The organism is Nitratireductor thuwali (genome assembly GCF_036621415.1).
GTDB lineage: Bacteria > Pseudomonadota > Alphaproteobacteria > Rhizobiales > Rhizobiaceae > Chelativorans > Chelativorans thuwali.
The window spans coordinates 1,431,176-1,453,012 of sequence record NZ_CP030941.1; the positions used below are offsets into that span (position 1 = coordinate 1,431,176).

At 63.5% G+C, this 21,837-nt stretch carries 19 protein-coding genes and 5 pseudogenes; 14 read left to right on the forward strand and 10 right to left on the reverse strand.

The window, feature by feature from the left end; translation table 11 throughout:
- The first annotated feature begins 149 nt into the window (after positions 1-149).
- Positions 150-722, forward strand: coding sequence for a TRAP transporter small permease subunit (locus NTH_RS06800; protein ID WP_338529318.1), 573 nt, complete (start codon positions 150-152; stop codon positions 720-722).
- Positions 722-2,113 (forward strand): TRAP transporter large permease, encoded by a 1,392-nt coding sequence (locus NTH_RS06805; RefSeq protein ID WP_338529319.1) that lies wholly within the window; start codon positions 722-724, stop codon positions 2,111-2,113. Before NTH_RS06800 ends, NTH_RS06805 begins: the two co-directional genes overlap by 1 nt.
- A gap of 98 nt (positions 2,114-2,211) precedes the next feature.
- Here NTH_RS06805 and NTH_RS06810 read toward each other — a convergent pair whose 3' ends face one another.
- Positions 2,212-3,306: a TRAP transporter substrate-binding protein gene (locus NTH_RS06810; RefSeq protein ID WP_338529320.1), complete on the reverse strand. Its 1,095-nt coding sequence runs from the start codon at positions 3,304-3,306 to the stop codon at positions 2,212-2,214.
- Between the two features lie 259 nt (positions 3,307-3,565).
- On the opposite strand from NTH_RS06810, the gene NTH_RS06815 reads away from it, so the two are divergent.
- Positions 3,566-4,336: a gamma-glutamyl-gamma-aminobutyrate hydrolase family protein gene (locus NTH_RS06815; protein ID WP_338529321.1), complete on the forward strand. Its 771-nt coding sequence runs from the start codon at positions 3,566-3,568 to the stop codon at positions 4,334-4,336.
- Between the two features lies 1 nt (position 4,337).
- Here the strand turns inward: NTH_RS06815 and NTH_RS06820 are convergent, their stop codons facing one another.
- Both NTH_RS06820 and NTH_RS06825 read right to left on the reverse strand, forming a co-directional pair.
- The gene (locus NTH_RS06820; protein ID WP_338529322.1) at positions 4,338-4,733 is read right to left on the reverse strand and encodes a hypothetical protein; all 396 of its coding nucleotides are present in this window, start codon (positions 4,731-4,733) and stop codon (positions 4,338-4,340) included.
- Positions 4,734-4,905: 172 nt separating this feature from the next.
- Positions 4,906-5,883, reverse strand: coding sequence for a 2-hydroxyacid dehydrogenase (locus NTH_RS06825; protein WP_422392361.1), 978 nt, complete (start codon positions 5,881-5,883; stop codon positions 4,906-4,908).
- A 221-nt stretch (positions 5,884-6,104) separates the two neighbouring features.
- Between NTH_RS06825 and xylB the strand changes: the two genes are divergently transcribed.
- From xylB to NTH_RS06840, 3 genes and pseudogenes are all read left to right on the forward strand, one after another.
- Positions 6,105-7,559, forward strand: coding sequence for a xylulokinase (gene xylB, locus NTH_RS06830; protein WP_338529324.1), 1,455 nt, complete (start codon positions 6,105-6,107; stop codon positions 7,557-7,559).
- A complete protein-coding gene (xylA, locus tag NTH_RS06835; RefSeq protein ID WP_338529325.1) occupies positions 7,556-8,866 on the forward strand; it encodes a xylose isomerase in 1,311 nt (436 codons plus the stop codon). The genes xylB and xylA overlap by 4 nt, the downstream gene beginning before the upstream one ends.
- 147 nt (positions 8,867-9,013) lie before the next feature.
- A pseudogene (locus tag NTH_RS06840) lies at positions 9,014-9,710 on the forward strand (IS630 family transposase); the annotation flags it as partial.
- 263 nt (positions 9,711-9,973) lie between these two features.
- Here the strand turns inward: NTH_RS06840 and NTH_RS06845 are convergent.
- Complete coding sequence (locus tag NTH_RS06845) at positions 9,974-10,999, reverse strand: IS110 family transposase (RefSeq protein WP_338528339.1); 1,026 nt, start codon at positions 10,997-10,999, stop codon at positions 9,974-9,976.
- Between the two features lie 75 nt (positions 11,000-11,074).
- Here NTH_RS06845 and NTH_RS06850 point away from each other — a divergent pair.
- Both NTH_RS06850 and NTH_RS06855 read left to right on the forward strand, forming a co-directional pair.
- Positions 11,075-11,335 (forward strand): annotated as a pseudogene (locus NTH_RS06850) (transposase); the annotation flags it as partial.
- 149 nt (positions 11,336-11,484) lie between these two features.
- Entirely contained in the window at positions 11,485-11,709 is a 225-nt protein-coding gene (locus tag NTH_RS06855) for a hypothetical protein (protein WP_265518609.1), read from the forward strand.
- Positions 11,710-11,737: 28 nt separating this feature from the next.
- Here NTH_RS06855 and NTH_RS06860 read toward each other — a convergent pair whose 3' ends face one another.
- Positions 11,738-12,535, reverse strand: a complete 798-nt coding sequence (locus tag NTH_RS06860) for an IclR family transcriptional regulator domain-containing protein (RefSeq protein ID WP_265518610.1) — start codon at positions 12,533-12,535, stop codon at positions 11,738-11,740.
- A 92-nt stretch (positions 12,536-12,627) separates the two neighbouring features.
- Between NTH_RS06860 and NTH_RS06865 the strand changes: the two genes are divergently transcribed.
- From NTH_RS06865 to NTH_RS06880, 4 genes and pseudogenes are all read left to right on the forward strand, one after another.
- A complete protein-coding gene (locus NTH_RS06865; RefSeq protein WP_338529326.1) occupies positions 12,628-13,485 on the forward strand; it encodes a CoA transferase subunit A in 858 nt (285 codons plus the stop codon).
- Complete coding sequence (locus tag NTH_RS06870; RefSeq protein ID WP_338529327.1) at positions 13,482-14,294, forward strand: CoA-transferase subunit beta; 813 nt, start codon at positions 13,482-13,484, stop codon at positions 14,292-14,294. Before NTH_RS06865 ends, NTH_RS06870 begins: the two co-directional genes overlap by 4 nt.
- Positions 14,287-15,492 carry a 3-oxoadipyl-CoA thiolase gene (pcaF, locus tag NTH_RS06875; RefSeq protein WP_338529328.1) on the forward strand — a complete coding sequence of 402 codons (1,206 nt, stop codon included), beginning with the start codon at positions 14,287-14,289 and terminating at the stop codon, positions 15,490-15,492. The genes NTH_RS06870 and pcaF overlap by 8 nt, the downstream gene beginning before the upstream one ends.
- A gap of 90 nt (positions 15,493-15,582) precedes the next feature.
- A pseudogene (locus NTH_RS06880) lies at positions 15,583-16,279 on the forward strand (IS630 family transposase); the annotation flags it as partial.
- 263 nt (positions 16,280-16,542) lie between these two features.
- Here NTH_RS06880 and NTH_RS06885 read toward each other — a convergent pair.
- Entirely contained in the window at positions 16,543-17,568 is a 1,026-nt protein-coding gene (locus tag NTH_RS06885) for an IS110 family transposase (RefSeq protein ID WP_338528339.1), read from the reverse strand.
- A 75-nt stretch (positions 17,569-17,643) separates the two neighbouring features.
- Between NTH_RS06885 and NTH_RS06890 the strand changes: the two are divergent.
- Together NTH_RS06890 and NTH_RS06895 are read left to right on the forward strand one after the other, a co-directional pair.
- Positions 17,644-17,904, forward strand: a pseudogene (locus NTH_RS06890) (transposase); the annotation flags it as partial.
- A gap of 129 nt (positions 17,905-18,033) precedes the next feature.
- Positions 18,034-18,234, forward strand: a pseudogene (locus NTH_RS06895) (type II toxin-antitoxin system RelB/DinJ family antitoxin); the annotation flags it as partial.
- 29 nt (positions 18,235-18,263) lie between these two features.
- On the opposite strand, the gene NTH_RS06900 reads toward NTH_RS06895, so the two are convergent.
- The 4 genes from NTH_RS06900 to puuE are packed head-to-tail and all read right to left on the reverse strand — an operon-like array spanning position 18,264 to position 21,648.
- Positions 18,264-18,857, reverse strand: a complete 594-nt coding sequence (locus tag NTH_RS06900) for a nucleoside deaminase (protein ID WP_338529330.1) — start codon at positions 18,855-18,857, stop codon at positions 18,264-18,266.
- Positions 18,854-19,354 carry an ureidoglycolate lyase gene (locus NTH_RS06905; protein WP_338529331.1) on the reverse strand — a complete coding sequence of 167 codons (501 nt, stop codon included), beginning with the start codon at positions 19,352-19,354 and terminating at the stop codon, positions 18,854-18,856. Before NTH_RS06905 ends, NTH_RS06900 begins: the two co-directional genes overlap by 4 nt.
- 13 nt (positions 19,355-19,367) lie before the next feature.
- Positions 19,368-20,204, reverse strand: coding sequence for a bifunctional allantoicase/(S)-ureidoglycine aminohydrolase (locus tag NTH_RS06910; RefSeq protein ID WP_338529332.1), 837 nt, complete (start codon positions 20,202-20,204; stop codon positions 19,368-19,370).
- A 10-nt stretch (positions 20,205-20,214) separates the two neighbouring features.
- The gene (puuE, locus tag NTH_RS06915) at positions 20,215-21,648 is read right to left on the reverse strand and encodes an allantoinase PuuE (protein ID WP_338529333.1); all 1,434 of its coding nucleotides are present in this window, start codon (positions 21,646-21,648) and stop codon (positions 20,215-20,217) included.
- Positions 21,649-21,837: the final 189 nt, after the last annotated feature.

Sequence of the window (21,837 nt, forward strand, 5' to 3'; positions counted from 1 at the left end):
CCTTCCCGTAAAGCTGCTAAACACCGCCCGCTCGCCGGGGGGCAGCATGCAAAACAAGAGAAAGCTCCCGACAGGCGGTGCCGAGGGGAAACCGATGAAGTCTTACATGCCGCGCAGACCGATCTGCCGCACAGGGAAGGTATAGGCCGTTGCGCGCGATTGCTTTGATCGTCCGCGTCATCAGCGGACTGAACGCCTTGGTTGGCAACATATTTTCCTGGCTGTCCCTGGCGATCGTGCTGGTCTGCTTTACCGTCGTCGTCCAGCGCTACGTATTCGCCACAAGCTATGTGTGGATGCAGGATCTCTATATCTGGCTGAATGGCGCCATGTTCACCGCCGTGGCCGGGTTTGCGCTGCTGCGAAACGATCATGTGCGCGTCGACATATTCTATCGTCCTGCGAGCATCCGGCGTAAGGCCGTGATCGACATCATAGGCGTCATATTCTTCCTGCTGCCCTTCTGCTGGGTCGTTTTCGCCTATGGCTGGCCGTTCGTCGCCCGCTCCTGGCGCATTCAGGAAGCTTCGGCCAATGTCGGCGGGATGCCGGGCCTGTTCATTCTGAAGACATTCATACTGGCTTTCGCGGGCCTTATCGCGCTCCAGGGAATCGCCATGGTGCTGAGGTCGATCCTCGTCCTCAACGGAAAAGAAGAATTGCTGCCGGAAAAGCTCCGCTACGAGCGACAGGATACGGCCCCGGCGGAGGTCAGCGTCTGATGGATCCGGTCTTTGTTGGCGAGCTCCTTTCGGGGCTCATGTTCTTTGGCATCATCGGCTTCCTGCTGCTCGGGTTCCCGGTGGCTTTCACCCTTGCCGGCGTCTCGCTGATGTTCGGCTTCGTGGGCATGTGGTTCGGGGTCTTCGATCCCTCGAACTTCGGCAGCCTGGCCAATCGCTATATCGGCTTCATGACCAACGAGGTTCTGGTCGCTGTCCCGCTGTTCATCTTCATGGGCGTCATTCTCGAACGCTCCAAGATCGCCGAGCAACTGCTGCTCACCATGGGCAAGCTGTTCGGCAATCTGCGTGGCGGGCTTGGCATGTCGGTCATCGTGGTGGGGGCGCTGCTGGCTGCCTCCACCGGCGTGGTCGGGGCAACCGTCGTGACGATGGGCCTGATCTCGCTGCCGGCGATGCTCCGCGCCAACTACGACCCGCGCCTGGCGAGCGGCGTGATATGCGCCTCCGGCACGCTGGGCCAGATCATCCCGCCCTCGACCGTGCTGATCTTCATGGGCGACATGTTGTCCGGCATCAATTCGCAGGTGCAGATGGCCAAGGGTAACTTTGCGCCCACGCCGGTCTCCGTCGGCGACCTCTTTGCCGGCGCGCTGCTTCCGGGCATCCTGCTGGTCGGGCTATACCTTGCCTGGTCCGTCGCCAAGGCCATCTTCGATCCCGAATCGTGCCCCGCCACGCCCGTGCCCCCAGATGAAAAGAAGGAGCTGCTGGGCGAGATCGCAGTAGCGCTGGTGCCGCCGCTGCTTTTGATCATGACCGTGCTCGGCTCCATCCTCGGTGGCATAGCGACCCCCACCGAGGCTGCCTCGGTGGGCGCCGTCGGCGCCATGGTACTGGCAGCCCTGCGCTGGCGGCTCTCGTTCCGCGTGCTGCGCGAGGCTGCCATCTCCACCGCCTCGATCACCTGCATGGTGTTCATCATCCTGTTCGGCGCCTCGGTGTTTTCCATCGTTTTCCGTCTGATGGGCGGTGACAGTCTGGTGCATGAGTTCCTTACCAACCTGCCCGGCGGTACGCTGATGGCCGTGGCGGTGGTGATGCTGATAATGTTCCTGCTGGGCTTCATCCTCGACACTTTCGAAATCATCTTCATCGTGATCCCGATTACCGCGCCGATCCTGCTTGCCCTGGATGTCGATCCGGTCTGGCTGGGCGTGCTCGTGGGCGTGAACCTGCAAACAAGCTTCCTGACGCCGCCCTTCGGCTTCGCACTGTTTTACCTTCGGGGTGTCGCACCCAGTTCGGTGTCGACGGCCATGATCTACAGGGGTGTCATCCCCTTCGTGGTTCTTCAGCTCATTGCCATCGCGATCATGTTCGCTTTCCCGCAGATCGCCACCTGGCTGCCGAGGGCGATCTACAATTGACCGCTATCGCGGCGATCCTGAAACCGAACGGCTGGATGCACAGCCCACAAAAAAGCCCGGGACAGACCCGGGCTTTTTCAGTTCGGTGAGACTTTCGTTCAGATCTTGAAGAACTTCTCGCGCGCCTGCATGTAGGCGCCGTCGGTGCTCTCGCTGCGGGTACGCAGCACGCTGAGCGCATCAAGGAAGCTTTCGGTGGTCTTCTTCGTCAGCGCATCGTCGGAATCACGCAGCTCCGTCAGGATTTCCACGGCAGCATCGGCGCCGGCCTGCAGGATGTCGTCCGGGAAGGTGCGCACGATCACGCCGTGCTCATCGACCAGGGTCTTCAGGGCACGGGGATCGTTGGCGTAGAAGTCGGAAGCGACCTGGTCATATTCGGCCTGCGAGCAATCCCTGATGATTGCCTGAAGGTCCGTAGGCAGCTCCTGGTATTTCGCCTTGTCGACGACGAGTTCGGTGGCAAGGCCGGGCTCGATAAAGCTCGGGAAATAGTAGTTCTTGCAAACTTGGTAGAAACCGAGTGCGAGGTCGTTGTAGGGGCCGACGAATTCCGCCGCGTCGAGCGTGCCCGACTGCAGCGCCTGAAAGATTTCGCCCGCCGCCATGTTGGTGACGGTCGCGCCAAGCTTCTCCCACACACGGCCGCCGAGCCCGGGAGTACGGAAGCGGATGCCCTGGACATCGGAGAGGCCGGTCAGCTCGTTGCGGAACCAACCGCCTGCCTGCGTGCCCGTGTCTCCCGACAGGAAGCCCTGGACGCCGAACTGGTCGTAAATCTCGTCCCAGAGTTCCTGGCCGCCCATGTAGCGTACCCATGCGGCCATCTCGCGGGAGGTCATGCCGTAGGGAACGCCCGTGAAGAACGACAGGGCGATGCTCTTGTTCTGCCAGTAATAGGCGGCGCCGTGGCTCATTTCGGCGGATCCGTCGATGACGGCATCCAGCGACTGCAGCGGCGGCACCAGTTCGCCCGCGGCATAGACCTGGATTGTCAGGCGGCCGCCGGAAGCGGCGGTGATGCGGTCAGCAAGGCGTTGCGCGCCCACGCCCAGCCCTGGAAAGTTCTTCGGCCACGTGGTGACCATGCGCCAGGTCTGGTTGCCCTGCGCAATGGCTGGCGTTGCAAGCGCGGCCGCACCGGCGCCCGCGCCAGCCAAGCCTGCCTTCTTGATAAATGAACGGCGATCCATGGAATACCTCCCGGAAATGAGGATCGATTTTTACAGACGGACACGGGGCGCTGTGGCATCACGCGCCATCCTCCCCCGGAGCCGGGCCGTATCAATACACGCGTCTTGCGCCAAGTCCAGTTGAGCGGACGCCTCCATCTTGCGGTTTGGTAAAATCTGCACGCGAATGCCGCAACCGCAGCGAAAGCAGTTGGAAAGCCGCCGCGCGGCAATTAGATGTGACCGAGATCACCGAAGCGCCAGAACGAGGCCGAACAGGATGCTCCAGCCGCTCGTCGCCGTCTCCACCGACGTCAAGGAATTCGAGAAATACACGTGGCATGCCGCCCCGGACCAGTATCTGGAGGCGGCCCTGTCGGTCGCGGGCGTCCTGCCCGTGCTGGTCCCTTCCTTTGGTGAGCGTCTAGATCTCGAGAGCCTCCTTTCATCCGTGGACGGAGTGATGCTCACCGGCTCGAAGTCCAATGTGAGCCCGCGCCATTACGGCATGGAAGCGGACGAAAGGAACGGTCCCTACGACGAGCGTCGCGATGCGACGACGCTGCCCCTGATCCGCAGGGCGATCGAACGTGGCGTCCCGCTGCTCGCGATCTGCCGCGGCATTCAGGAGATGAACGTGGCGCTTGGCGGCACGCTCGCCGGCGAAATCCAGGAGCGCGAGGGGGCGATGGACCACCGGGCGCCCGAAAGCGACCGTCAGGACGATCGCTTCGCCATCCGGCATCCGGTTCATATCAGGGAGGGGTCGTGTTTGGCGGATGTCTTCGGCCCCGTCGAGATCAACGTGAACTCGGTTCACCGCCAGGGCATAGACCGTCTGGGGCCGAACCTTGCCATCGAAGCGGTGGCCCCGGATGGCGCCATAGAAGCGGTCTCCGCCATAGGCGCCAAGGCCTTCGCGGTCGGCGTACAGTGGCATCCCGAATACTGGGCAGCCACCGACACCGCGTCCCGCAGGATATTCGAAGCCTTCGGCGAAGCCGTCCGGGCCCACGCAAGCGCGCGCAGACCCGCAGCGGCGGCCGAGTAGCCTATTCGGCCGTAAGCAACATCAGCGGCGAGGCGGGCTTGACCGATTCGAAGGCCACGCCGTCAGCAGCGAAAAACCGGGCGATCTCCCTTCCGTCCGCCGCGGCGAAAACCACGTCGCCTTCGTCGTCCCTCTTCCATATCCGCGCATCGGCCAGGCGCGGAAGCAGCCGGTAGCAGCCTTCCTCGGCCTTCAGTTCGGCCGCATTCAGACCGGTTTCCACGCCCTTTTCGACCAGGCAGCTTTCGTCCCGGCCAGAAACGATGAGCCGGTAGCGCGAAAGCCGCCCCTTTTCAGCCACGGCCTTCCCGGCCTCCGACACACGATCCTCGGGCCAGATCGCAAAGGACGCGCCGGCAAGAGCGCCAACCAGCAACAGGGAGGTCATCGTCTTCACAAGCGAACTCCGCACCTTCTACGGCATCGGCGCATAATCCGAATCGATTTTTCGGAAAGTCCGGCGTAGATCCTAAATGTCAGAGCGTCCTTGCCTAGCGTCCGAATGGACGCAGGGCGCTCTATAAGTGCGCCATTATTGCCGCCCAATGTTAACCGAACCTTGCGTCGCTTCAGCGCCGGGCCTGCACGTGCTCAGTCTCCCGAACCGGCGTGACCGGCTTGCCTTCCTCGAACCAGGCGATGAGGTTGTCGACGACGAGATCGGCCATTGCCTGACGGGTGACGACCGAGGCGGAGCCCACATGCGGCAGGAGGGTCGCATTCTCGCAGTCGAGCAAAGCCTGCGGCACATTCGGCTCGTCGGCGAAGACATCGAGACCGGCGGCCAGTATCCCGCCATTGGCCAGCGCCTCGGCCAGCGCGTCCTCGTCGACGGTGCTGCCGCGCCCGATATTGACGAAGACGCCGTTCGGCCCGAGCGCCTTCAGGACCTGCGCGTTCACCGCCTTCTCCGTCGCCCCGCCGCCCGGCGCGACCGAGATCAGCGTATCGACGGCCTCTGCCAGCGAGATGAGTGTCGGATAATAGGCATAATTCACATCGTCGACGGGTCGGCGGTTGTGATAGCTGACGGGTAGGCCGAAGGCTTCGATGCGCCGGGCGATGGCCCGCCCGATGCGCCCCATGCCGAAAATGCCGACGCTGCGCCCGCGCAGGCTGCCTTTGGTGAGCGGATATGGCCCTTCCGAACGCCATTTCCCGGCCCGCAGATAGTTCTCCGCGCGCGCCAGCTCGCGTACCGCATTGAGGAGCAGCCCGAGCGCGGTATCCGCCACCTCCTCGGTCAGGACATCCGGCGTATTGGTCACCATGACGTCCTTCTTGCCCGCATGCGCAGCGTCCACGGCGTCGTAGCCAACCCCGAAATTGGCGATGATCTCGAGCTTGGGAAGCGCGTCGATGAAACCGGCGTCGATCACCGTCGACGAGGCGATGCCCCTGACCTTTGCCTTCATCGCATCCGTCAGAAGCGCGGGATCGGCGCGCTCGATCCGCACCAGCCGGAAGCGGCTCTCGATGCGCTCCACAGCGTGCGGGTGAAGCTTTCCCGGTACAAGTATTGCAACGTCCTGCGTCTGGCTCATCATGGTCTCCTCTCGATCAGCCGGCACGATAAGAGGGGCGGCTGCAAAAGAAAAGGCACCCGGCAATGTATCCATTGTGCCATGCCACATCACTTTTCGCCTCGGTTGGGCCGCTGCCGGATTGCCTGGCACCCGCTTCATGTGCTTGTTTATTCGAGACTCGAAAAAAATCATGGTGCGAAGTTCAAGACCGGTCTGGTCTTTGACGGCGCGGGAGGAATGAAATGTATCTCGGGCTCGACCTCGGCACTTCCGGGGTCAAGGCGCTGCTGATCGGCGGCAATCAGGAAATCATAGCTTCGGCCAATGCCCCGCTGGAGGTGATGCGGCCCCATGCCGGCTGGTCCGAACAGGACCCGGCGGACTGGATCGCGGCGACGCAAGCCGCCATGGACCAGTTGAAACGCTCGCATCCGGAGGAACTGGCGGCGGTACGCGGCATCGGCCTTTCCGGCCAGATGCACGGCGCAACCCTGCTGGACGCGGCGGACAAGCCCCTGCGCCCCTCGATCCTTTGGAACGACACGCGCAGTCATGCCGAGGCCGCCGCCCTCGACGCCGATCCCATCTTCCGCGATTTGACCGGCAACATCGTCTTTCCAGGCTTCACCGCGCCGAAGCTCGTCTGGGTGAAGGCCAATGAACCGGAGCATTTCGCGGCCACGGCCAAGGTGCTGCTGCCCAAGGATTATCTGCGGCTCTGGCTGACCGGAGAGCACGTTTCCGAGATGTCCGATGCCGCCGGCACCGCCTGGCTCGACGTCGCCTCCCGCCGCTGGTCTCCCGAACTCCTGGCCGCGACCGATCTCGATGAGAGCCATATGCCGGATCTGGTGGAAGGCACCGAGGTTTCGGGGCGGCTGCGGCGGGAAATCGCCAGCCGCTGGGGCATGGCCGATAGCGTCGTCGTGGCCGGCGGCGCGGGCGACAACGCCGCCTCCGCCTGCGGCGCGGGCACGGTCGCGCCGGGCTCGGCATTCGTCTCGCTGGGCACCTCGGGCGTGTTGTTCGCGGCCAATGAAAGCTACCTGCCCAACCCGGCAAGCGCAGTGCATACATTCTGCCACGCCCTGCCCACCACATGGCATCAGATGGGCGTCATCCTGTCGGCCACGGACTCGCTCAACTGGCTTGCCGGCATCTGCGGCCGCAAGCCTGCCGAACTGACCGCGGAACTGGGCGACACGCTGCGCACGCCGGGCAGCGCCACCTTCCTTCCCTATCTGTCCGGCGAGAGAACGCCGCACAATGACGCCGCCATTCGCGGCGGCTTTGCCGGCTTGTCCCATCGGAGCGATCGGCCCGCATTGACCCAGGCGGTGATGGAAGGCGTCGCCTTTGCCTTCCGCGACAATCTCGAAGCGCTGAAATCCGCCGGCACCGAGCTTGCCCGCGCTACCGCCATCGGCGGCGGCTCGCGCTCGACCTATTGGCTGAAGGCGATCGCGACCGCGCTGAACTTGCCCATCGACATCCCCGCCGAGGGCGATTTCGGCGCCGCGTTCGGCGCCGCCCGCCTCGGCCTGATAGCGGCGGAGAAGGCTGATCCCCTGTCGGTCTGCACGCCGCCGGCCATTGCCGCCACCATCGAGCCCGATGCCGAACTCGGGCCGGCTTTCGAAGCAGCCTACCAACGCTACACCAGACTCTATCCCGCACTACGAGGAGCAACGACATGAGCACGGGTTTCTTCGACGACATCGCCAAAATCGCCTATGAGGGACCGGACAGCGACAACCCGCTGGCCTTCCGGCATTACAATCCCGACGAAAAAGTGCTGGGCCGGCGCATGGAAGATCACCTGCGCTTTGCCGTGTGCTACTGGCACAATTTCGTTTGGCCGGGCAACGACCCCTTCGGCGGCCAGACCTTCGAGCGCCCCTGGTTCGGTGAAACGATGGAACTGGCCAGGCTCAAGGCCGACGTTGCCTTTGAGATGTTCGACATTCTCGGCGCGCCCTTCTACACCTTCCACGATCACGACGTGCGCCCGGAAGGCGAGACCTACAAGGAGAGCGTCGCCCGGCTGGACGAAATTGCCGACTATTTTGCCGGCAAGATGGAAAATGGCGGCCCCAAGCTGCTTTGGGGCACCGCGAACCTGTTCTCGAACCGCCGCTATATGGCGGGCGCGGCCACCAATCCCAATCCTGAAGTCTTCGCCTACGCCGCGGCCACCGTCAAAGCCTGCATGGACGTGACGAAAAGGCTGGGTGGCCAGAACTACGTGCTGTGGGGCGGGCGCGAAGGCTACGAGACGCTTCTCAACACCGATATGGGACGCGAGCTGGACCAGCTCGGCCGGTTCCTGACGATGGTCGTCGATTACAAGCACAAGATCGGCTTCGAAGGCACCATTCTGGTCGAGCCCAAGCCACAGGAGCCGACCAAGCACCAGTACGATTTCGACGTCGCCACCGTCTACGGCTTCCTCAAGCGCTACGGGCTTGAGAACGAGGTCAAGGTGAACATCGAGCAGGGCCACGCAATCCTCGCCGGCCACTCCTTCGAGCACGAGCTGGCGCTGGCCGGCGCGCTCGGCATCCTCGGCTCCATCGACGTCAACCGCAACGATTATCAATCCGGATGGGATACCGATCAGTTTCCCAACAACACGCCTGAGGTGGCGCTGGCTTATTACCACGTCCTGCAGCAGGGCGGGTTTACCACGGGCGGCACCAATTTCGACGCGAAGCTGCGCCGCCAGTCGCTCGACCCCGAAGACCTCATCGCGGCCCATGTGGGCGGGATGGACGTATGCGCGCGCGGCCTCAAGGCCGCCGCCCGCATGGTCGAGGACAAGGCCCTAAGCGGACCGCTGGAGGAGCGCTATGCCGGCTGGCGGGATGCCGAGGCGCAGGCCATGCTCAAGGGCGAGCGCACGTTGGAGCAGATCGCCGACCGCGTTGCGAAGGAAGGCATCGAGCCGCAGCCGGTTTCCGGCCGTCAGGAGCGCCTGGAGAACATCGTCAACCGCTACGTCTAGAAACTTCCGGAAAAGCCGGAGCAACGTCAGAGACTTGCCGTCCGCTCCACATCTTAGAGCGGTTCAGGTTGTATCTGAATCGGAGGGGATTCCGATTTCGGACGTTTTGTGATTCAAGATGCTGGCTGGAGTGGAGGCCAGCATCGGATGACGCGACCTCTTTCGAATGATTTGCGTGAACGTGTTGTCAGGGCGGTCGAGGCCGGCGAGAGCTGCCGGTCGGTGGCGGCTCGTTTCGGCGTTGCCGTCTCGTCGGCGGTGAAGTGGTCTCAGCGCTACCGTGCGAGCGGGTCTGTGGCGCCGGGCAAGATGGGCGGGCACCGCAAGCGCGTGTTGGAGCCGCACCGTGCCTTCATCGCCGAGCGGATCAGCCAGACGCCGCATCTGTCGCTGCACAAGCTGAAGGAAGAGCTGGCGGCGCGCGGCGTGAAGGTGTCGCACGATACGGTGTGGCGCTTCCTGCGCCGCGAGGGGCTTCGGTTTAAAAAAAACACTGTTCGCCCTTGAGCAGGCCCGTGCCGATATTGCCCGCCGGCGGCAACGCTGGCGTTCTTGGCAGTCCGGTCTCGATCCGACACGGCTGGTGTTCATCGACGAGACCTGGATCAAGACCAACATGGCGCCGCTGCGGGGCTGGGGGCCGAGAGGCAAGCGCCTGCGCGGCTTTGCCCCGCACGGCCACTGGCGCACGCTGACCTTCCTCGGCGCTTTGCGCCACGACCGGCTGACGGCGCCTTGCGTCTTCGACGGACCGATCAACGGCCCGTGCTTCCGCGCCTATGTCGAGCAGCAGCTCGTGCCGGTGCTCAAACCGGGCGACATCGTCGTCATGGACATGTGTGGACGCCCCCGTTGGTGCAAGAAGAATCTTTTCGAAGAGCGCGGAGCGTGGTCAGGTGCTGACATGTGTCCGGCCTCTGATGCGGCGTTCTACATGCCGCGGGCCCGTATGGGAGTTCGCGGAGCGGGTCCAATTCAATCTCGCGTGCTCAAGGCACGTATCCATGATCTGGTTTTCCCGATCCCGTCTCGTTGACCGTTGCGCCATACTCTCCGTTCGACCTTCTCACACCATGGCAGCCCGCTCGAGGAGCGGTATAGAGCGGACTATCCTGCTATGGCCGGCGTTCGATAGGTTCCGCCTCTGGCCATCAATGCCCACACGATGCGCGCCGTCTTGTTGGCCAAGGCGACGATGACCAGCATGGGTGGCTTGCGCTCAAGCATCCGCGAAAGCCACGGATCCCCGGTCGATCCCTTCCGCATGGCCCAGCGCACGGCGGCGCTGGCCCCAATGATCAGCAGCCGTCGCAGGGTTCGCTCGCCCATTCGAGACGTCTCGCCGAGCTTCTGCTTGCCGCCCGAAGAACGTTGCAGCGGCGTTAGTCCGAGCCATGCCGCGAAGTCCCGGCCTCTCTTGAAGGTCTGAGCGGACGGGGCCAACGCGGCAAGCGCCGTCGCGGTGACCGGTCCTATACCGGGAATGGTCATCAAGCGCCTGGCTTCCGCATCCTCTCTGGCGCGCCGAGCGACCTCTCGGTCGAGCTCGGCCACTCTCGTATCCAGCGCCCGCAACTGCTCAACGAGTAGAGACAGGATCGGGCGGGCGGCTTCGGGGATGGCGGAACCCTTATCCTCAATCGTCGCGATGAGCTTGGCCACGTGGAAGAGGCCTTGCGCAGCCACAAGTCCAAATTCCGCAAGATGGCCGCGTATTGCATTGATCGTCTGGGTCCGCTGGCGAACGACAAGATCGCGGACGCGGAACACCATTGCCGCAGCCTGCTGCTCTTCGCTCTTCACCGCCACGAACCGCATGGTCGGCCGTTGCGCAGCTTCACAGATTGCTTCGGCGTCAGCCGCATCGTTCTTCTGACGCTTCACAAATGGCTTGACGTATCCCGGAGCGATCAGCCGGACTTCGTGCCCGAGCTTCGCGATCTCCCGCGCCCAGTAATGGCTGCCGGCGCACGCTTCCATGGCAACCGTGCAGGCCGGCTGATCGACAAGAAAGCGAAGTACCTGATCGCGGCGAAGCTTCTTCCGGAACAGCACAGCTCCCGACCCATCTGCGCCGTGCGCCTGGAACACGTTCTTCGCCAGGTCCAATCCGATTGTGTTAACTTCCAACATGGACGCCTCCGTTCAAGTGATGATCAACGACACCACTTTGGCACAGCGATGCCGTGAGGGGGCGTCCACCCCATCAATCTCGGCTCGCACAAGTCGGCCGCCGTCCGGCAGATGATCAAAGCCGCCGGCGCAAGGCTCTGGTATCTGCCCCCATACTCGCCCGACCTCAATCCGATCGAGCAGGCCTTCGCCAAGATCAAGCACTGGATGCGCACGGCCCAAAAGCGAACCATCGAGGAGACATGGCGGCACATCGGCGGCCTCGTCTCCTCAATCCAGCCCAGCGAATGCAGCAACTACTTCCTCAATGCAGGATATGCTTCCGTCAAAACCTGAAAGGCTCTAGCCGACTGAACAGCAAGCCCGCATCCCACCGGATGCGGGCTTATTTTTTCATAAGAGTGTCGCCAAATATTCATGCAACGGCCTTTCTCCCGTCAGGTTTGGGCGCCATCTATCGCGCAGTGAATCGAATGAGGCGTACCATGTCATCAGACAAGAACGTTGAAGCGCAGATCGAAGCGTTGTTGGCAAACGACGACTCGATTTCCGTCATCGAATCGCTGCTCGCCCTCCCGCGTGTCGCCGACAGCGATCCGCTGGCCGACGAATGGGAGCGAGCCATGCACGCACGGCTGCAAGCGCGTCTGTCGCGCAAGATGCGCGGCATGATCGGCAAGCGCTCCGCGTCTAACCAGAGCGCGGCGTAGCAACACGAAAGCACTGGCCATCGCCAGGCTACTGGAGCGCCAGGAAATCCTCGATCAGGGCGGCAGCCTGTTTCAACAGCGGAAGTATGGTGCCGTGCATCTCGTCACAGGAAAAACGCGCCGCCTGGGTGGAAACATTGACGGCCGCGCAAATCCGCCCCGCCCGGTCGCGCACCGGCACGGCGATCGAGCGCAGGCCGATCTCCAGTTCCTGGTCGACGATGGCGTAGCCTGCCCGCCCGGCCTCGGCCACAAGCCCGGCCAGCGCCTGCCGGTCCGTAACGGTGTTGGGCGTGTTGGTGCCGATCGACGCCTTTTCGAGAAAACCGGCGAGTTCGGCCGCATCCAGTCCTGACAGCAGCACCCGCCCCATGGAGGTGCAGTAGGCGGGCAACCGAGCTCCAACGGCAAGCTGCACCGACACGATGCGCCGCCCCGCCGCCCGCGCCACATAGACGACGTCCTCCCCATCCAGCACCGCCGCCGAACAGGACTCGCCCAGCGCCTCCGAAACCCCGCGCAGGATGGGCGTCGCATAGCTCCAGACCGAGGCTTCGCCGATATAGGAACGCGCGACCGACAGGAGCTTGGCCGAAAGAACGAACCGACGCTCCCGCTGCTCGGCATACCCTTCCGCGACCAGCGTCAGCAGAAGCCGGCGCGCTCCGGCGCGGGTAAGGCCTGCCAGTTCGGCAACTTCGGTCAGCCGCAATCCGCCCGGGGCGCGGGATAGGATTTCCACCACCGCCAGCCCCTTCGCCAGCGAGCCCACATGATCGCGTTGTACGGCCACATCTTCCTGCATGGTCAGCCGACTTCCTGCCATTGACGCCCTCCGTTGACTCGTTTCCTCGATCAGCGTAAATAGTATTGCATATAATACTTTTGTTCGCAATACGAACATACAAGGAGAGGTTGATGGCGCGCATGATGCCCCTGGACGAGGCGGTGCGGCAGAATCTTCGCCCGGGCGACACCGCCGCCTTCGAGGGCTTTACCCACCTCATCCCCACCGCCGCCGCCCACGAGGCGATCCGCCAGAAAATCGGCAACCTGACGCTCATCCGCATGACGCCGGATGTGGTCTACGACCAGATGATCGGCATGGGTCTGGTGAAGAAGCTCGTCTTCTCCTACGCCGGCAATCCCGGCGTCGGCCTCCTGCGGCGCATGCGGGATGCGGTGGAGAACGGCTGGCCGCAGGCGGTCGAGGTGGAGGAGCATTCCCATGCTGCGATGGCCAACGCCTATGAGGCGGGCGCGGCGGGCCTTCCCTGCGCAATCTTCCGCGGCTATCGCGGTGCCGAGCTCGCCCGCGTCAACCCGAACATAAAGTCCGTCACCTGCCCCTTCACGAGCGAGCAGCTTGCTGCCGTCCCCGCGATGAGGCCGGACGTCACCTTCATTCACGCCCAGAAGGCCGACCGCAAGGGCAATGTGCTGGTCGAGGGGATCATCGGCATCCAGAAGGAAGCGGCCCTGGCCGCCAGACGCACGGTCGTGACGGTCGAGGAGATCGTCGACGATTTCAGCAACGCCCATCCCAACCTGTGCATCCTGCCCCACTGGACCATCGATGCGATATCGCTCGTGCCCGGCGGCGCCCATCCCTCCTACGCCCATGGATATTACGCCCGCGACAACGCGGCCTATCTGGAATGGGACGAGGTTTCCGCCGACCGCGAGCGGTTCCATGTCTGGATGGAGGAAAATGTCCTGAACGCGCGGCCCCAGGACTTCGCCAACCGAGTGGAAAAGCTGAGGACGGCGCAATGACCCGACAGGATTTCACCCCGAACGAGATGATGACCATCGCCGCCTCGCGCGCGCTGACCAATGAGGACGTATGCTTTGTCGGCATCGGTGCACCTTCGGCGGCCTGCAATGTCGCCCGCCTCACCCATGCGCCCGACATCACGCTGATCTACGAGTCGGGCACCATCGGAACCGCGCCGGACGTGCTGCCGCTTTCCATCGGCGACGGCGAATTGTGCGAGACAGCGCTGACCACCGTTTCCGTGCCGGAGATGTTTCGCTACTGGCTGCAGGGCGGCCGGGTCTCCATAGGCTTCCTCGGCGCGGCGCAGCTCGATCGTTTCGGCAACATCAATACCACGGTCGTCGGTGACTATGATAAGCCCAAGGTGCGGCTGCCGGGCGGCGGCGGCGCGCCGGAGATCGCCACTTCGTCCGGCGAGGTCTACATCACCATGGCGCAGTCGAAGCGCGGCATGGTGGAGAAGATCGACTTCTATACCTCCTTCGGCCACGGCGATGGCGGCGACCACCGCCAGCGCCTCGGCATCGACACCAAGGGGCCGACGCTGCTGATCACCGATCTTGCCATATGGAAGCCGGACCCGGAGACGAAGGAATTTACCGTCCTCTCCCTCCACCCCGGCGTCACCCGCGAACAGGTGCAGGAAACCTGCGGCTGGACGGTCAAATTCGCCGACCGGCTGGAAGAGACGCCGCCGCCGACACCGCTCGAGCTTTCCACGCTCAGGGACTTGAAGGCTCGCACCGAAAGGGCGCACAAAGGCGCCGAAGCGCCTGGTGCGAGGAAAGGATCGAAAGATGGCTGAAGCCTTTATCTGTGACTATATCCGCACACCCATCGGCCGCTTCGGCGGCGCGCTTTCCTCCGTCCGCGCCGACGATCTGGCGGCACTGCCGATCAAGGCGCTGATCGAGCGCAATCCCGGCATCGACTGGGCCGCCATCGATGATGTGTTTTACGGCTGCGCCAATCAGGCGGGCGAGGACAACCGCAACGTCGCACGCATGGCGGTGCTGCTTGCCGGCCTGCCGGTCCAGGTGCCCGGCTCCACCGTGAACCGCCTCTGCGGATCGGGCATGGACGCGGTCACCATCGCGGCGCGCGCCATCAAGGCGGGCGAGGCCGACATCATGATCGCCGGTGGCGTGGAATCCATGAGCCGCGCGCCCTTCGTCATGCCCAAGGCCGAAACCGCCTTTTCCCGGAATGCCGAGATCTACGACACGACCATAGGCTGGCGCTTCGTGAATCCTGTCCTGAAAATGCAGTACGGTGTCGATTCCATGCCGGAGACGGGCGAGAACGTCGCCGAGCAGTTCAAGATCAGCCGCGCCGATCAGGACGCCTTCGCCGTGCGTAGCCAGGAAAAGGCCGTCGCCGCCCAGGAAAACGGCCGGTTGGCCAGGGAGATCGTTCCCGTCACCATACCCCAGCGCAAGAGCGATCCGGTCGTGGTCGGGAAGGACGAGCATCCCCGCCCAGGCTCGAGCGTCGAAAAGCTCGGCAAGCTGCCCACTCCCTTTCGCGAGAACGGCACGGTGACCGCCGGCAACGCCTCTGGCGTAAACGACGGCGCCGCCGCCCTCATCGTCGCATCCGAGGAAGCGGCGAGGAAGTACGGCCTCACACCCATCGCCCGTATTCTCGGCGGCGCTACGGCCGGCGTCGAGCCCCGCATCATGGGCATGGGCCCGGCCCCAGCCAGCGAAAAGCTCTGCGCCCGGCTCGGCCTCAAGCCTTCCGACTTCGATGTCATCGAACTCAACGAAGCCTTCGCTTCCCAGGGCATCGCCGTCCTGCGTGAGCTCGGCATTCCCGAGGACGCACCCCATGTCAACGCCAATGGCGGCGCCATCGCGCTGGGTCATCCGCTCGGCATGTCCGGCGCCCGCATCACCGGCACCGCTGCCCTCGAACTGCGCGAGAAAAATGCAAGGCTGGCGCTCGCCACCATGTGCATCGGCGTCGGCCAGGGCATCGCGGTGGCCCTGGAGCGGGTTTAGAGCGGTTCAGGTTGTATCTGAATCGGAGGGGATTCCGATTTCGGACGTTTTGTGATTCAAGATGCTGGCTGGAGTGGAGGCCAGCATCGGATGACGCGACCTCTTTCGAATGATTTGCGTGAACGTGTTGTCAGGGCGGTCGAGGCCGGCGAGAGCTGCCGGTCGGTGGCGGCTCGTTTCGGCGTTGCCGTCTCGTCGGCGGTGAAGTGGTCTCAGCGCTACCGTGCGAGCGGGTCTGTGGCGCCGGGCAAGATGGGCGGGCACCGCAAGCGCGTGTTGGAGCCGCACCGTGCCTTCATCGCCGAGCGGATCAGCCAGACGCCGCATCTGTCGCTGCACAAGCTGAAGGAAGAGCTGGCGGCGCGCGGCGTGAAGGTGTCGCACGATACGGTGTGGCGCTTCCTGCGCCGCGAGGGGCTTCGGTTTAAAAAAAACACTGTTCGCCCTTGAGCAGGCCCGTGCCGATATTGCCCGCCGGCGGCAACGCTGGCGTTCTTGGCAGTCCGGTCTCGATCCGACACGGCTGGTGTTCATCGACGAGACCTGGATCAAGACCAACATGGCGCCGCTGCGGGGCTGGGGGCCGAGAGGCAAGCGCCTGCGCGGCTTTGCCCCGCACGGCCACTGGCGCACGCTGACCTTCCTCGGCGCTTTGCGCCACGACCGGCTGACGGCGCCTTGCGTCTTCGACGGACCGATCAACGGCCCGTGCTTCCGCGCCTATGTCGAGCAGCAGCTCGTGCCGGTGCTCAAACCGGGCGACATCGTCGTCATGGACATGTGTGGACGCCCCCGTTGGTGCAAGAAGAATCTTTTCGAAGAGCGCGGAGCGTGGTCAGGTGCTGACATGTGTCCGGCCTCTGATGCGGCGTTCTACATGCCGCGGGCCCGTATGGGAGTTCGCGGAGCGGGTCCAATTCAATCTCGCGTGCTCAAGGCACGTATCCATGATCTGGTTTTCCCGATCCCGTCTCGTTGACCGTTGCGCCATACTCTCCGTTCGACCTTCTCACACCATGGCAGCCCGCTCGAGGAGCGGTATAGAGCGGACTATCCTGCTATGGCCGGCGTTCGATAGGTTCCGCCTCTGGCCATCAATGCCCACACGATGCGCGCCGTCTTGTTGGCCAAGGCGACGATGACCAGCATGGGTGGCTTGCGCTCAAGCATCCGCGAAAGCCACGGATCCCCGGTCGATCCCTTCCGCATGGCCCAGCGCACGGCGGCGCTGGCCCCAATGATCAGCAGCCGTCGCAGGGTTCGCTCGCCCATTCGAGACGTCTCGCCGAGCTTCTGCTTGCCGCCCGAAGAACGTTGCAGCGGCGTTAGTCCGAGCCATGCCGCGAAGTCCCGGCCTCTCTTGAAGGTCTGAGCGGACGGGGCCAACGCGGCAAGCGCCGTCGCGGTGACCGGTCCTATACCGGGAATGGTCATCAAGCGCCTGGCTTCCGCATCCTCTCTGGCGCGCCGAGCGACCTCTCGGTCGAGCTCGGCCACTCTCGTATCCAGCGCCCGCAACTGCTCAACGAGTAGAGACAGGATCGGGCGGGCGGCTTCGGGGATGGCGGAACCCTTATCCTCAATCGTCGCGATGAGCTTGGCCACGTGGAAGAGGCCTTGCGCAGCCACAAGTCCAAATTCCGCAAGATGGCCGCGTATTGCATTGATCGTCTGGGTCCGCTGGCGAACGACAAGATCGCGGACGCGGAACACCATTGCCGCAGCCTGCTGCTCTTCGCTCTTCACCGCCACGAACCGCATGGTCGGCCGTTGCGCAGCTTCACAGATTGCTTCGGCGTCAGCCGCATCGTTCTTCTGACGCTTCACAAATGGCTTGACGTATCCCGGAGCGATCAGCCGGACTTCGTGCCCGAGCTTCGCGATCTCCCGCGCCCAGTAATGGCTGCCGGCGCACGCTTCCATGGCAACCGTGCAGGCCGGCTGATCGACAAGAAAGCGAAGTACCTGATCGCGGCGAAGCTTCTTCCGGAACAGCACAGCTCCCGACCCATCTGCGCCGTGCGCCTGGAACACGTTCTTCGCCAGGTCCAATCCGATTGTGTTAACTTCCAACATGGACGCCTCCGTTCAAGTGATGATCAACGACACCACTTTGGCACAGCGATGCCGTGAGGGGGCGTCCACCCCATCAATCTCGGCTCGCACAAGTCGGCCGCCGTCCGGCAGATGATCAAAGCCGCCGGCGCAAGGCTCTGGTATCTGCCCCCATACTCGCCCGACCTCAATCCGATCGAGCAGGCCTTCGCCAAGATCAAGCACTGGATGCGCACGGCCCAAAAGCGAACCATCGAGGAGACATGGCGGCACATCGGCGGCCTCGTCTCCTCAATCCAGCCCAGCGAATGCAGCAACTACTTCCTCAATGCAGGATATGCTTCCGTCAAAACCTGAAAGGCTCTAGCCTTCGCGCCATTCGTCCTGTCGCCACTTGTGGCCGCTTATAGCTACCTGGGCTGCATGGGAGCGCGCAATGGCCACAGATATCGTTGTTAGCGCACGCATGGTGCCGAGACGAAGCAGGAAGCAGCCGCCGCCCTCGCGGAGATGGGCCTGTCCGTGGCCGATTACGTCCGCATGGCCCTCATCCTTGTCGCGCGCGACAAGGCAGTGTCGTTCCCGGTGAAAGTGGCGAATGCCGCAACGGTCAAGGCAATGAAGGAACCGGACAGCAACAGCAGGAAGAAGCGCGCCAAGGATATGCCCAAGCTGCGAACGTACTGACACCACTGATCGAATAGCGCCAACCGGCCTCAACCAAGCGGAATATCGTTTCCCGCCTTGCCTTCCTGATAGGCGCGCGACAGCGCCTCATATGTCGCGGAGAGCGTCGCGACTCGCCCCTCCACCGCTTGCCGCTGCGCCTCCGGCAGGGCACTCGCGAGTTCGCGTATGGCGCGGCCATCCCAGAATGCGTTGCTGGAATTGTAGCCGCCGGGCTCCAGCGTGAAGACCTCCTTCAATATCTTCAGGTCGTGCGGAATAGCGAAACTGTCGCGGGAATCCATGTGGCTGAAGAGGTAATAGAAATTGTCGAACCCGGCCCAGGTGATGGCCGAAAGGCACAGCGAGCAGGGTTCGTGCGTTGACAGGAAGAGGCAGTCCTTCGTATCCGGCCGCGCGTCCCTTGGCAGCTCATAGAACCGTTTCAGCGCGTGAACCTCGCCATGCCATAACGGGTTCTCGATCTCGTTGTTGGTCTCCGCGACCACCACCGAGAAATCGCTTTTCCTCAGTATCGCCGCCCCGAACAGCTTGTTGCCCGCCCTCACGCCTTCGACCGTCAGCGGCACGATCTCCCGCTCGATCACATCGAGCAGACGGTGGACGAAGGATGCATCCTTCATGGGTTCTCCCCAACATGGATCGTGAAAGGCTCGTCGAAGAAGAACTCTTCGAGATTGTTGCCTTCGCCGCCCCGGTCAATGACGAGGAAATCCTGCTCTTGGCCGATCGGCGTCAACACCGCATGCCAGACATTGCGCGCATAGTTCACGCCCTGCCCCGGCGCGGTGATGAAGGCCAGCGGCTCGCCGGGAACGCCGTCATTGTCCGGGCACACCGCGACGAGGAAGGGACGCCCCGACAGCGGCATGAAGGCCTGGCTGCCGAGCGGATGCCGCTCGACCATGCCGAGCGTCAGCGGCATCGCATAGGGCTGGCCCCTAAAGATATTGATCAGCACCCGCGCGCCCTCGCCGACCGCCTCCACGCGCGCCAGATCGTGAAAGCGCCGGCAATTGCCCTCATTGATGAGAAAGCTGTCGGCTCCCTCCGTCTCGATGACGTCGCCGAAAGGCGCGAAAGCCTCCCGTGTCAGCGATTGCGCTTCGATGCGCTTCATGGGTCGAGCTCCTTCAACGGAACGGCGTACCGAGCTTGGGATGGCGATTCACATCCTTGTAGAGCAGATAGCGGAACGGGCCCGGCCCGCCCGCGTAGCAGGCCTGCGGGCAGAAGGCGCGCAGCCACATGAAGTCGCCCGCCTCCACCTCGACCCAATCCTGGTTCAGCCGATAGACCGCCTTGCCCTCCAATACATAGAGCCCGTGCTCCATGACGTGGGTTTCGGCAAAGGGAATGACCGCGCCCGGCTCCAAGGTTACGATCGTCACATGCATGTCGTGGCGAAGATCGTCCGCGTCGACGAAACGCGTGGTGGCCCATCTGCCCTCGGTCTTCGGCATCGGCGTGGGCGCAATATCCTTCTCGTTGACGAAGAACGCCTCCGGCGCCCCGATGCCTTCTTCCATCGGCTCGTAGGCTTTGCGTATCCAGTGGAATCGCGCCGGCTCGCTGCCCGTGTTAAAAAGGCTCCAGCCGGCGGAAGGCGGCAGATAGGCATAGCCCCCTTCGCCCATCACATGCTCGCTTCCCTCGTGGGTGACGACCACTTCGCCGGACACCACGAACAGAACGCACTCCGCCGTTGAATCGGGCTCCGGGCGCGAACTGCCCCCGCCGGGCGCCACTTCCACGATGTACTGGGAGAACGTTTCGGCAAAGCCGCTTAACGGCCGGGCGATGATCCAGCAGCGCGTCTCTTCCCAGAACGGCAGCCGGCTCGTCACGATATCGCGCATCACCCCCCTTGGAATGACCGCATAGGCATCGGTGAAGACGGCCCTGCCCGTCAGAAGCTCATCCTGCCCCGGATGCCCGCCGGTCGGCGCATAATAGCGGCGCGCGCTCATATCGTTCTCCTCATGAAGGCAGCAGGTCCCTGAGCCGGTGCCAGGCGATACGCTCCACCTGGCCGCAGGCCGTGGCGAATTCGGTTTCGCGGTCGTTGGCAATGCGCTGCTGGAATGCCCGCAGAATGCTTTCCTTGCTGTTGTCCTTGACCGCGATGATGAAGGGAAACCCGAAAGTCTCCACATATTGCGCGTTGAGACGGCTGAATGTCTCGCGCTCCTCGTCCGTCAGCGCATCGAGACCGGCCGAGGCCTGCTCCCGCGCCGATTCCGCCGTAAGGCGCTTGGCCGCGGCAAGCTTGCCCGCCAGGTCCGGGTGGGCGGTGAGAACGCGGAGCCGCTCCTCGTGGCTCGCGGAACGAAACGCCCGGCACAGCGCATTGTGCAGCCCTTCGGGGCTGTCGTGGGCGGGGCCCAGTTCCAGCCTGTGCGCCCGCTCGGCAATCCATGGGGAATGTTCGAACACGCCGCCGAACCGCTCGACGAATTCGGCCAGCCCCATGCGGCTGGGGCGCACCCTCGGCGCCTCGTAGGGGTGCGTCGTCATCCAGTGGGCGGCAATGTCCGCTCGCCGTGCGAGCCACACCCCGTCATGCCCCTTCACATACTCGATGAAGCGCTGCAGGGCGGCGGCCCGGCCCGGTCGCCCCGCCAGACGGCAGTGAAGTCCGATGCTCATCATCGCCGGCCGGCCGGCGGCGCCTTCAGAATAGAGCGTGTCGAAAGTGTCCTTGAGATAGGCGTAGAACTGGTCGCCGGAATTGAACCCCTGCGCCGTGGCGAACCGCATGTCGTTGACATCCAGCGTATAGGGAATGACGAGCTGCGGACGCGTGGCATTGCCCTGTCCGTCATGGTCGAGCCAATAGGGAAGGTCGTCGTCATAGGCGTCGGAGATCCAGTCGAAGCCACCTTCCTCGATGGCGATCCTGACGGAATTCACGGAGGTGCGGCCGAGATAGAGCCCGCGCGGCCGCTCGCCGACCACTTCTGCATGCAGCCGGACAGCCTCGGCAAGATCGGCCCTCTCATCCTCCTCCGCATGATCGCGATAGTCGATCCAGCGCAAACCATGCGAGGCGATCTCCCACTCAGCTTTCTTCATTGCCGCCACCTGCTCGGGAGAGCGGGCGAGCGCGCTTGCCACGCCAAACACCGTCACCGGCACCTCCGCCGCCGTGAACATGCGGTGGAGCCGCCAAAAACCGGCGCGCGCGCCGTATTCGTAGATCGATTCCATGTTCCAATGGCGCTTGCCTGGCCAGGGCGCGGCACCCACGATCTCGGAAAGAAACGCCTCGGACGCCGCATCGCCATGCAGCACGCAGTTTTCGCCGCCTTCCTCATAGTTGACGACGAATTGTACGGCTATACGCGCGCCGCCGGGCCATTTCGGGTTCGGCGGATTGGCTCCATAGCCACGCATATTCCTGACGTATCGCATCACGCTTTGTCTTCCCTTCCCAATGGCTTTTCCCGCTGGCCCACCGCCGGTTCGCCGGGCCGCAGGATAGCCGATCGCCCGAGACCGTCATTCCCTTGAAAAATTTGAAAGACTTTTTGCGGCTCTCTCATCGCACCCCCCTTATGCTCGCCGATGATTTGCCGCACAATCGGTCAGGAACAAAACAAT

What these genes read in the sequence shown, in the direction of transcription:
- NTH_RS06805 (WP_338529319.1), top strand. Translation starts at nt 722, where the DNA reads ATGGATCCGGTCTTTGTTGGCGAGCTCCTTTCGGGGCTCATGTTCTTT.
- NTH_RS06810 (WP_338529320.1), bottom strand. Translation starts at nt 3,306, where the DNA reads ATGGATCGCCGTTCATTTATCAAGAAGGCAGGCTTGGCTGGCGCGGGC.
- NTH_RS06815 (WP_338529321.1), top strand. Translation starts at nt 3,566, where the DNA reads ATGCTCCAGCCGCTCGTCGCCGTCTCCACCGACGTCAAGGAATTCGAG.
- NTH_RS06825 (WP_422392361.1), bottom strand. Translation starts at nt 5,883, where the DNA reads ATGATGAGCCAGACGCAGGACGTTGCAATACTTGTACCGGGAAAGCTT.
- xylB (WP_338529324.1), top strand. Translation starts at nt 6,105, where the DNA reads ATGTATCTCGGGCTCGACCTCGGCACTTCCGGGGTCAAGGCGCTGCTG.
- xylA (WP_338529325.1), top strand. Translation starts at nt 7,556, where the DNA reads ATGAGCACGGGTTTCTTCGACGACATCGCCAAAATCGCCTATGAGGGA.
- NTH_RS06845 (WP_338528339.1), bottom strand. Translation starts at nt 10,999, where the DNA reads ATGTTGGAAGTTAACACAATCGGATTGGACCTGGCGAAGAACGTGTTC.
- NTH_RS06855 (WP_265518609.1), top strand. Translation starts at nt 11,485, where the DNA reads ATGTCATCAGACAAGAACGTTGAAGCGCAGATCGAAGCGTTGTTGGCA.
- NTH_RS06860 (WP_265518610.1), bottom strand. Translation starts at nt 12,535, where the DNA reads ATGGCAGGAAGTCGGCTGACCATGCAGGAAGATGTGGCCGTACAACGC.
- NTH_RS06865 (WP_338529326.1), top strand. Translation starts at nt 12,628, where the DNA reads ATGGCGCGCATGATGCCCCTGGACGAGGCGGTGCGGCAGAATCTTCGC.
- NTH_RS06870 (WP_338529327.1), top strand. Translation starts at nt 13,482, where the DNA reads ATGACCCGACAGGATTTCACCCCGAACGAGATGATGACCATCGCCGCC.
- pcaF (WP_338529328.1), top strand. Translation starts at nt 14,287, where the DNA reads ATGGCTGAAGCCTTTATCTGTGACTATATCCGCACACCCATCGGCCGC.
- NTH_RS06885 (WP_338528339.1), bottom strand. Translation starts at nt 17,568, where the DNA reads ATGTTGGAAGTTAACACAATCGGATTGGACCTGGCGAAGAACGTGTTC.
- NTH_RS06900 (WP_338529330.1), bottom strand. Translation starts at nt 18,857, where the DNA reads ATGAAGGATGCATCCTTCGTCCACCGTCTGCTCGATGTGATCGAGCGG.
- NTH_RS06905 (WP_338529331.1), bottom strand. Translation starts at nt 19,354, where the DNA reads ATGAAGCGCATCGAAGCGCAATCGCTGACACGGGAGGCTTTCGCGCCT.
- NTH_RS06910 (WP_338529332.1), bottom strand. Translation starts at nt 20,204, where the DNA reads ATGAGCGCGCGCCGCTATTATGCGCCGACCGGCGGGCATCCGGGGCAG.
- puuE (WP_338529333.1), bottom strand. Translation starts at nt 21,648, where the DNA reads ATGCGATACGTCAGGAATATGCGTGGCTATGGAGCCAATCCGCCGAAC.